This window comes from Helcobacillus sp. ACRRO (genome assembly GCF_022347125.1).
GTDB classification, from domain to species: Bacteria; Actinomycetota; Actinomycetes; order Actinomycetales; family Dermabacteraceae; genus Helcobacillus; species Helcobacillus massiliensis.
The window spans coordinates 40,527-50,377 of the sequence record NZ_JAKRNG010000018.1 but is presented as its reverse complement, the minus strand read 5'-3'; the positions used below and the strand labels follow the sequence as shown (position 1 = coordinate 50,377).

The window sequence follows — 9,851 nt, the reverse complement described above, 5'->3', positions numbered from 1 at the left end:
GGTCAGCCGACGGCGCGGGCCGGCCGGCGGGGCGGGTCAGTCGTCAGCGTCGACGATGGTGGCGGCGGCGCGGATCCCCCGAGCGGTCACCTCGTCCATGTCCTCGCCGGTCAGGTTCACGTGCCCCACCTTGCGGCCGGGACGCACGCCCTTGCCGTACAGGTGGATGGTGGCCGACGGGTCCTGCTCGACCGCGATCCGACCGCCGTCCACGAGGTCCTCGCGGGTGCCGCCCAGCAGGTTCACCATCACAGCCGCGGGACGCAGCGGCTCCGTGGAGCCCAGCGGCAGATCGGCAACAGCGCGCAGATGCTGCTCGAACTGGGAGGTGACACAGCCGTCCATCGACCAGTGACCCGTGTTGTGCGGCCGCATGGCCAGCTCGTTGACGAGAACGGTGCCGTCGGCCAGTTCGAACAGCTCCACGGCGAGCATGCCCACCACGCCGAGGTCCTCGGCGATGCGCTCAGCGAGACCGCGGATCTCGGCATCGCGTTCAGCGGACAGTCCGGGAGCGGGGGCGGCGACTCGGAAGCACACGCCGTCCTTCTGTTCGCTCTCCACCACCGGATAGGCGGCGACCTGTCCCCCGGGGCGGCGCGCCACCTGCGCGGACAGTTCCCGAGTGAACGGCACCAGCTGCTCGGCGAGGAGGTCATCACCGCGCTCCAGCCAGTCGGCGAACTCATCGGCCGAGGAGATGACGGCGACGCCGTGGCCGTCATAGCCGCCGCGGGCGGTCTTCACCACGATGCGGCCGCCGGCCTCCTCCAGCGCCTGCTCGAGGTCGGCGCGGCTGGCGATGCGCCACCACTGGGGGCAGGGGTGGCCGAGCTCGGTGAGGCGCTCGCGCATCACCAATTTGTCCTGTGCGTGGATGAGGGCGTCGGCCCCGGGGCGCACAGCGATCCCGTCGGCCTCCAGGGCGCGGAGGATGTCCTGGGGAACGTGCTCGTGGTCGAAGGTGACGGCATCGACGCTCGCAGCGAAGGCCGCAACTGCATCGGCGTCCTCGTGGCTGCCGATCTCCACTCGGTGAGCAACCTGTGCGGCGGACACCGTGTCGCTGCCGGCGAGGACGGCGATGTCCAGACCGAGTTCGATGGCGGCGGGGATCATCATGCGGGCGAGCTGCCCGCCTCCCACAACGCCGATGGTGCGAACGGTGGAGGGCGCAGAATCAGTCATCACGGCGACCATTCTAGGCGAGGACCGCTCAGCGCTGGGACTGCGCCTGCTGCGCCCGCCGCTCCCGGCGGCTCATCACCCGGCCCTGGGAGAACCCATCGGCGTCGTTCGCGCTTGCGCGGGACGTGAGGGTCGACTCCCCGAGGACCACATCACCGTCGCCGGCCTCCCCCGGCGCGGTGATGAGGAAGACGCCGAACACCGCCGGCTGCTCCTGCAGCAGCTCCAGCCGGCCGCCGTCGTCCTCCACCAGCGTGCGGGCGAGCGCAAGGCCCACACCGGTGCCGGTGGACTTCGGGCCCTGCACGGACCGCTCGAAGATGCGCGTGCCGACCGTCGGGTCCACACCCTCTCCCTGGTCCGCCACCTCGATCACCGTGGAGTGGGAGTTCGCGCGCACCTTCAGGCTCGTGGTGCCGCCGCCGTGCATGAGGGAGTTCTCGATCAGGGTGGCGACCACCTGCGTGAGGGGCCCGTCGGACGCCCACACCGCTGCGGACTTCGGCACGTGGATGCGCAGCTCTCGGCCGGCCTGACGGAACGCGTGCTTCCACTCTTCGCTCTGCTGGGTGAGCACGTTGCGCAGCTCCACAACGCCCGGGGTGCGGCGCTGGGAGGAGCGCGGCTTGTTGATGAGGTCGTTGACCACGTTCGTGAGGCGGTCCACCTGTTCCAGGGAGACGCGCGCCTCGTCCCTCACCCATTCCTCCGAGGAGGTTGCGAGGATCTCGTCCAGGCGCATCGACAGCGCCGTCAGCGGTGTGCGCAGCTGGTGGGAGGCGTCCGAGGCGAGCGCACTCTCCGCCTCCAGCCGTTCGGTGAGCGCAATACCGGACTTCGTGAGCTCCACGGCCACCATGTCGATCTCCGCGATCCCGGACTCCTGCCACTGGGTGCGGGCGCGGCCCGAGCCCAGCTCAGCGGCTCGGCGCGTCAGCTTGGTCAGGGGCGCCGACAGCCTCTGCGCCTGCCACAGCGCCACGGAGATGGCGATCGCGATCGCACTCAGCGCCGTCAGCACGATCAGCACCACCGCCCCACCGGTGTGGGCGCGCACATCCGACTGCGGAATCGAGATCGTCACGACCTGCCGATTGGAACCGGCCGCGGAGACCACAACGGGGTTCTCCCCGGGCGGCTGTCCGGCCTGCACGGTGCGGCCGTCGTGCGTCACGGAGATGTGGACGTTGAGGTCCGCGGTCTGGTTGACGTACTGCTCCAGCATCGGCTCATCGATGCGCTGCCCGTTGTTGAGGCGACCGTCGGTGGCGGTGACCACGGACTGCAGCAGGGTGCGCCCCGAGTTGCTGAGGTTGTTCTGCACCAGGGTCAGCCAGGCTGTGCCGAGGGGAATGCCGAGGAGCAGAACCACCAGGAGCACGGAGACAAGGGTGGCCTGCAGGACCCTGCGCTGCATGAATCAGCTCTCGGCGGGGTTCTCGAAGCGGAAGCCGACTCCGCGCACAGTGGTGATGCGGGTCGGGTTCGTGGCGTCGTCGCCGAGCTTGCGGCGTAGCCAGGAGATGTGCATGTCGAGGGTCTTGGTGGAGCCCCACCATTCGGCACCCCACACCTCTCGCATGAGGTCGTCACGGGTCACCACGGAGCCCGCTTCGCGGATGAGCACCGCAAGCAGGTCGAACTCCTTGGCGCTGAGGGTGAGCTCCTCACCGCCCACGTACGCGCGGCGGGCGGAGGCGTCGAGCTCCACGCCGTTGACGGAGAACGCGTCGGACTGCTCCTCCACGGCCTGGGTGCGGCGCAGCAGGGCACGGATGCGGGCCTGCAGCTCACCGAGGCGGAACGGCTTGGTGACGTAGTCATCGGCGCCGGCGTCCAGGCCCACCACCGCGTCGACCTCATCGGCGCGGGCGGTGAGGATCAGGATCGGGGCGGTGACGCCGCCCTTGCGGAGGCGGCGCGCAACCTCAAGCCCGTCGATGTCGGGCAGGCCGAGATCGAGGATCACGAAGTCGATCGGGTCCTCCTGCGCGGCCGCCGCCAGGGCATCCATGCCGCGCGATGCGCGCATGACGGAGTAGCCCTCACGGTCCAGGGCGCGGGACAGCGGTTCTGCAATGGCCGAGTCATCCTCGACGAGAAGTAGGCGAGTCACAGTTCCTGATCCTAACGGCCCGGTGCTGACAGCGCCGGGCGATCGATGCGGAGACCGGGTGCTTCCAGGCCGCTCAGCGGTTGATGACGATGCGGGACGCGGCGGCTCGCTCGAGGCGCACCACCGGGGTCAGACCGATGCCTTGTAGCTCCACGGTCCATTCCTCGGCGCGGCTGAACCCGCCCGGGAAGGCGCGGTCCACCGTCTCGGCGGTCTCCAGATCCACCACCACAGCGCCGGGTTCGGCGATGCCTTCGAGGCGGGCGGCGAGGTTCACACGCGGCCCGAACACGTCACCGTAGCGGGAGAACATGTTGCCCCAGGCCAGCCCCACGCGCACCGCCGGCAGGATGGGACTGGCGGCGACGGCTTCGGTGATGGACAGGGCGATGCGGACGCCGTCCTCGGGCGTGTCGGCGAGGAACATCATCTCGTCGCCCACGGTCTTGACCACGCGGCCGCCGCCCTCGGAGATGATGTCGCGGCACAGACCCTCGAACTGCTTGATGACGTCGGCGAGCTCGAACCCGTCGATCGACTGGGCAAGCCGGGTGAATTGGACGAGGTCGGCGAAGGCGACGGCGCGCGGCAGCGGAAGCGCCTCGTCGGACCAGGACTCGCCGACGCTGCGGAGGATCTCCGATCCGGCGCGGGCCGTGTAGGAGGCCATCTGCCGACGGAAGGCGTAGACGACCTGGCGCTCGAACACGCCGAGGAACTCCGGGGCGCGCTCCAGCATGAGCATGCGGGCCTGAGAGTCGGAGACCTTGCCTCCGGCCTTCGCCTCGTCCACGAGCGCTTCGGTGAGCCACATGGCGAGGCGGCCGGTGTGGAAGCCGAAGCCGCGGGCGAAGTTGACGAACGTGTCCTCGTCGATCTCGCCGTCGGTGACGAGGCGGATGAGCTCACCGATCGCTTCGGCGTCCTCGTCGGTGAACACGGCGGTGTCATGGTCGATGCCGCCGAAGCCCATACCGCGCCAGTACTTCGCAACCAGGGATTCGGGCAGACCGTGGAGCGACTGCAGTTCGCGGGCGGAGTGGGTGCGCGGCCCCTGCAGGAGGACCCGTTCGAGAGCGCCGACGCTCTGGCGGACGCGTGCGAAGCGCCGGTTGAGCTGCTGCGGAATGCTCATCTCCGCGGTGACGGTGGGGACAGCACCGTCACTGGGCTCGGCAGAGCTCATACACCAACGCTCCTCTCGTTCGTATCCGGCACCAGGTGGACGTCCCCGGCGGTGACGGACGTGCGGGTCCCGTCGACCGCGCGGATGACGAGTCGGCCGACGGAGTCGACGGTCTCGGCGGTGCCGCGGATGGTGGCGGAGCCGGTCTGATCGACCATGTGCACCGCTCGTGAGATCGTGACACATCTCTCACGATAGATCGAGGTCATCTCATCAGCACCCGTCCGAGTCTCCAGACACTGGACCCAGTGGTCCATGGCAGCGCAGATCGCGCGAGCGATCTGCTCCCGCTCCCCGTCATCGAGACTGCGGCCGATCACCGCCTCAACGGTGCCGGCATTCGCGAGGAGCGGGTCGTCCGCGTCGATTCCGCCGCGCAGGTTCACTCCGACCCCCACGGCGACCCGCTCACCGTCCACGGCCGCGAGGATTCCGGCGAGCTTGCGCCCGTCGGCATCGAGCACATCGTTCGGCCATTTGAGCTCGACGGCCGCGCCGACGCTGTCCTCCAGAGCGTCCTGCACCGCGAGCGCCATCGCCAGCGACAGCCAGCCCCACTGGTCCCGATCGATCCTGGGGCGCAGCACATAGGTGAGGGCGAGGGAGTCACCGGGGCGGTTCTGCCAGGTGCGTCCCTGTCGGCCCCGGCCGGAGCGCTGATCGAAGGTGGCGACGGCGAACGGTGTGCGGCGGGAGGCGAACGCGTCCTCGCCGACCAGATCGTTGGTGGAGCTCGCCCAGGGGACGAAGGTCAGGCTGGTCGCGTCCACGGTCGCGTGGCCCCTTTCTGCTGGTCGGCTGGGGAAGGCACCCGGAGAGAGTAGCGCATCACAGTGCGGAGGCGGGTAGCGTAGGATCCTTGCAGTTCCGGCCGCGCACCAAGGAGTGAGAGTGAACGACGCGTCTCCGACGAACCCCCAGGAGCCCCGAGCCATCACAACGGCTGAGCGGATCGCGGATCTGCAGGAGCGGTACGACACCGCCGTCACCGCCGCCGGCCGGACCGCCGTGGAGAAGCAGCACGCCCGCGGCAAGAAGACCGCTCGCGAGCGCATCACCGACCTCCTGGACGACGGTTCGTTCGTGGAGACCGATCGATTCGTCCGCCACCAGTCCACCGCGTTCGGCCTGGACAGCAAGCGCCCCGACGGCGACGGCATCGTCACCGGCTACGGCACCATCGACGGCCGCCAGGTCTGCGTGTACTCCCAGGACTTCACCGTGTTCGGCGGGTCCCTCGGTGAGGCGCACGGCCGCAAGATCATGAAGGTGCAGGACCTCGCTCTGCGCACCGGAGTACCGCTGATCGGCATCCTCGACGGCGGCGGTGCCCGCATCCAGGAAGGGGTGGCGTCCCTGGCCGCCTTCGCCGGCATCATGCGCAACAACACCCGCGCCTCCGGCGTGATCCCGCAGATCTCGCTGATCATGGGCCCCGCGGCGGGTGGTGCCGTGTACTCCCCGGCGCTGACGGACTTCATCGTGATGGTGGAGAAGACCAGCCACATGTTCATCACCGGCCCGGACGTCATCAAGACCGTCACCGGTGAGGACGTCGGCTTCGAGGACCTCGGCGGGGCCCGCACCCACACGTCGAAGTCCGGCGTGGCGCACTACATGGCGCCCGATGAGGATGACGCCATCGAGTACGTCAAGGACATTCTGTCGTACCTGCCGCAGAACACCCTCAGCGATCCGCCGGTGTTCCCGCTGGACACGCCGACGGAGACCACGCAGGAGGACGAGGCGCTGGATTCGCTGGTGCCGGATTCCCCGAACCAGCCGTACGACATGCTCACCGTGATCCGCACCGTGCTGGACGATGGTGACTTCCTCGAAGTGCAGCCGAACTACGCGCAGAACGTGGTCATCGGCTACGGCCGCGTGGAGGGCCAGAGCGTGGGCATCGTGGCGAACCAGCCGTCCCACTTCGCCGGCACCCTCGACATCGACGCCTCCGAGAAGGCCGCGCGGTTCGTCCGCACCTGCGACGCCTTCAACATCCCGGTGCTCACGTTCGTGGACACCCCGGGCTTCCTTCCGGGCACGGATCAGGAGTGGAACGGCATCATCCGCCGCGGCGCGAAGCTGCTGTACGCCTACGCCGAAGCGACGGTTCCGCTGATCACCCTGGTCACCCGCAAGGCCTACGGCGGTGCGTACATCGTGATGGGCTCCAAGGACCTGGGCGCCGATATCAACCTGGCGTGGCCCACCGCGCAGATCGCGGTGATGGGCGCGCAGGGTGCGGTGAACATCCTGCACCGCCGCACGCTCAAGAGCGTCGCGGAGGACGGCGGCGATGTGGAGGCGGAGCGCGCGAAGCTGCAGGGTGAGTTCGAAGAGCGGTTCGCGACCCCGTACCTGGCGGCGGAGCGCGGCTGGATCGACGGCGTCATCGCGCCCCGGGACTCCCGCCTCGAGATCGCGCATGCGCTGCGCCTGCTGCGCACGAAGCGGGACATGCTCCCGACGAAGAAGCACGGGAACATTCCGCTGTGAGCACGCCCGAGTCCGGCGCCCCGCAGGGGCAGGTGGAGGTGTCGCCCGCGGCATCGACCGCGGTGAAGCTCGTGAGCGGTCAGCTCTCCAACGATGAGCTCGCAGCGATCGCCGTGGCTGTCTCCGCGCTGAGCGTGGTGGCGCGCGAGGAAGCGCACCAGCGGGAGCTGGAGTCGCGCTCCGGTGACCGCGGTACGGGCTGGTCCTCCCCGGTGCACCGGGTGCGCGGGGGCCATGCTCTGCGCGGTGAGCGCGGGCCGATGGCCTGGCGGTTCAACCACCGCTGAGCACGTGCGCCGATAGGATCGGTGTCATGACTCACACCATCCCCTCGACCCCGTCCGCCATCGACCGCATCGCCGATTCCTACGTGGAGAAGGCCACCGCCCTGAACCCACTGCTCGCGAGCGGCCTCGGCGTGCCCGGTCATGACCGCGACATGCCGGACCTCTCCCCCGCCGGCCTCGATGCCGAAGCGGATCTCGCCCGCACCACCCTCGCCGACCTCGACGACGCCGAAGCCGCTGCCCGCGACGCCGGCGAAGAGCTCTCCCAGAACGACCGCCTCACGCTCGCCGCGATGCGCGAACGCCTCGGTCTCGACCTGGAGATGCACGAGAAGCTGATCCCGCACTCACAGGTCAACAACATCACCTCCCCCATTCAGGGCCTGCGCGCCGTGTTCGATCAGATGCCCACCACCGGCGACACCGATGCTGAGGCAGTCGGGAACTGGGACGTGATCCGCGAGCGCCTCACGAAGATCCCCGCCGCACTGGAGGGTTTCGCCGAGTCGCTGCGCTTCGCCGCCGACAAGGGCGTGCTCTCCGCTCAGCGCCAGTTGCGGATCGGCGCCGAGGAGGCCCGCGGCTTTGCGGCGGCCGACGGGTTCTTCGCGCAGCTGATCACCCAGGCCCCCAGCAGTGATGAGCAGCTGGCGGCGGGCCTGCGGGACGCCGCCGACCAGGCGCGCGGAGCATACGCGCAGCTCGCGGACGTGCTCGATGAGCTGCACCCGTCGGCCCCCGAGGCCGACGCGGTCGGCGAGGACGCCTACCGCCTGCACTCGCGCGCCTACATCGGCGCCGAGATCGACCTGGAGGACACCTACCGGTGGGGTGTGCGGGAGCTGCTCGGCATCCTCGAGGAGCAGCGGCAGATCGCCGCGCGCATCAACGAGCACTACGGCAACGGTGGCGGCGACGATGTGGACGCCGCCTACGCCAGCCTCAACGAGGACGAGGCATGGCTGGTGCACGGCTCGGACAACCTGAAGGCGTGGATGCAGGAGAAGTCCGATGCGGCGGTGGCCGCCCTCGCCGATGAGCACTTCGACATACCCGAGCAGCTGCACACCCTGGAGTGCATGATCGCCACGACCGGCTCCGGCGGCATCTACTACACGCCGCCGAGCGAGGACCTCACCTCCCGCCCGGGCCGCATGTGGTGGGACGTGCCCGAGGGCGTCACCGCCTTCCACACGTGGAAGGAGACCACGACCGTCTACCACGAGGGCGTTCCGGGCCATCACCTGCAGCTCGGCACGCAGACCATGCAGGCGGGACTGGGCCGCCTCAACCGGTGGCGTGCCCTCATGTGCTGGATCTCCGGCTACGGAGAGGGCTGGGCCCTGTACGCGGAGCGCCTGATGGATGAGCTCGGCTTCCTCGCGGAGGATGCGGAGCGGCTCGGCATGCTCAGCGAGCAGCGGATGCGCGCCGGTCGCGTGGTCCTCGACATCGGCCTCCACACCGGCCGCCCGGTGCCGGAGGAGTTCGGCGGCGGCGAGTGGACCTACGAGAAGGCGTGGGAGTTCATGACCGAGTTCTGGGGCCTCGGTGAGGAGCACCGCCGGTTCGAGCTGCACCGCTACCTCGGCTGGCCGGGCCAGGCGCCGTCCTACAAGGTGGGCCAGCGGGTCTGGGAACGTCTGCGCGCCGAGTCGCCGCTGCCGTCCCGCCAGTTCCATGACCGCACCCTCGCGCTGGGTGCGCTGCCGCTGTCGATCCTCGAAGACGCTGTGAAGGAGATGCGATGACCACCGCACGCCCCGAATCCGTCGGCCCCGCCGGCGGCGAGGAGTTCGAGCCGCTGCTGCTGCTCGCCTCCGCATCCGCCGGCCGCCATGAACTGCTCAGCCGCGCCGGCATCGCGTTCAGTGCCCGCCCCGTGGACCTCGACGAGGGCGCTGTTCTCGCCCGCGCTGTTGAGGCGGCCGACGGGGACCTCCCCGCCGCGGAGCAGGTCCTCGTGCTGGCGCGGGCGAAGGCCGAAGCGGGCCTGGACGCCTCCGACGGCGGCTATGTGGTCCTCGGCTGCGACTCCATGCTGGAGTTCGACGGCGAAGTCATGGGCAAACCCCTGGAAGCCGGGCGCGCCGTGGAGCGCTGGCGGCAGGTGCGGGGGAAGTCCGCGGTGCTGCACACCGGCCACTGGATCGTCGACGACCGCGACCCGGCGGACGGCGGCACCGGCGCCACCATCGGCACGACCGTCTCCACCGAGGTCTCGTTCGCGGACCTCAGCGATGAGGAGATCGACGCGTACGTCGCCACCGGGGAGCCGCTCGGCGTGGCCGGCGGCTTCACCATCGACGGCCGCGGGTCCGCGTTCATCGACTCGATCACCGGTGACCACACCGCGGTGATCGGTCTGTCGATACCGGCGCTGCGTGGCCTGCTCGCGGAGCTGGACCTTCTGGTCAGCGACCTGTGGACCGACCCCGAAGGCTGCTGACAGGTCACTGAGGTGCGCAGGTCAGGTGGGGGTCTCCCCACCTGACCAGGGCCCGCTCACCGATGAACCTGAAGGCGCACGGCGCGCGGCCCACCGGATATGCTTGCTGTCCGACTGGCCCCG

The 9,851-nt window shown here is 69.7% G+C and carries 9 protein-coding genes; 4 read left to right on the top strand and 5 right to left on the bottom strand.

The annotated features are described in order from the left end of the window. Nucleotides 1-36 precede the first annotated feature (36 nt). From MHY20_RS07770 to MHY20_RS07750, 5 genes are all read right to left on the bottom strand, one after another. Entirely contained in the window at nucleotides 37-1,188 is a 1,152-nt protein-coding gene (locus MHY20_RS07770; protein WP_239376041.1) for a 5-(carboxyamino)imidazole ribonucleotide synthase, read from the bottom strand. Between the two features lie 28 nt (nucleotides 1,189-1,216). Then, nucleotides 1,217-2,605, bottom strand: a complete 1,389-nt coding sequence (locus tag MHY20_RS07765) for an ATP-binding protein (RefSeq protein ID WP_239376039.1) — start codon at nucleotides 2,603-2,605, stop codon at nucleotides 1,217-1,219. 3 nt (nucleotides 2,606-2,608) lie between these two features. After that, complete coding sequence (locus tag MHY20_RS07760; protein WP_183373616.1) at nucleotides 2,609-3,304, bottom strand: response regulator transcription factor; 696 nt, start codon at nucleotides 3,302-3,304, stop codon at nucleotides 2,609-2,611. Nucleotides 3,305-3,377: 73 nt separating this feature from the next. Next, nucleotides 3,378-4,490 (bottom strand): adenylate/guanylate cyclase domain-containing protein, encoded by a 1,113-nt coding sequence (locus tag MHY20_RS07755; RefSeq protein WP_239376038.1) that lies wholly within the window; start codon nucleotides 4,488-4,490, stop codon nucleotides 3,378-3,380. Further along, a complete protein-coding gene (locus tag MHY20_RS07750; protein WP_239376037.1) occupies nucleotides 4,487-5,260 on the bottom strand; it encodes a biotin--[acetyl-CoA-carboxylase] ligase in 774 nt (257 codons plus the stop codon). The genes MHY20_RS07755 and MHY20_RS07750 overlap by 4 nt, the downstream gene beginning before the upstream one ends. A 121-nt stretch (nucleotides 5,261-5,381) precedes the next feature. Between MHY20_RS07750 and MHY20_RS07745 the strand changes: the two genes are divergently transcribed. The 4 genes from MHY20_RS07745 to MHY20_RS07730 are packed head-to-tail and all read left to right on the top strand — an operon-like array spanning nucleotide 5,382 to nucleotide 9,728. Then, nucleotides 5,382-6,992 carry an acyl-CoA carboxylase subunit beta gene (locus tag MHY20_RS07745; RefSeq protein ID WP_239376036.1) on the top strand — a complete coding sequence of 537 codons (1,611 nt, stop codon included), beginning with the start codon at nucleotides 5,382-5,384 and terminating at the stop codon, nucleotides 6,990-6,992. Further along, nucleotides 6,989-7,279, top strand: coding sequence for a hypothetical protein (locus tag MHY20_RS07740; protein ID WP_183373612.1), 291 nt, complete (start codon nucleotides 6,989-6,991; stop codon nucleotides 7,277-7,279). The genes MHY20_RS07745 and MHY20_RS07740 overlap by 4 nt, the downstream gene beginning before the upstream one ends. Before the next feature lie 26 nt (nucleotides 7,280-7,305). Beyond that, nucleotides 7,306-9,030, top strand: a complete 1,725-nt coding sequence (locus tag MHY20_RS07735) for a DUF885 domain-containing protein (protein ID WP_239376035.1) — start codon at nucleotides 7,306-7,308, stop codon at nucleotides 9,028-9,030. Next, nucleotides 9,027-9,728 (top strand): Maf family protein, encoded by a 702-nt coding sequence (locus tag MHY20_RS07730; RefSeq protein WP_239376034.1) that lies wholly within the window; start codon nucleotides 9,027-9,029, stop codon nucleotides 9,726-9,728. Before MHY20_RS07735 ends, MHY20_RS07730 begins: the two co-directional genes overlap by 4 nt. The last annotated feature ends 123 nt before the right edge of the window (nucleotides 9,729-9,851 follow it).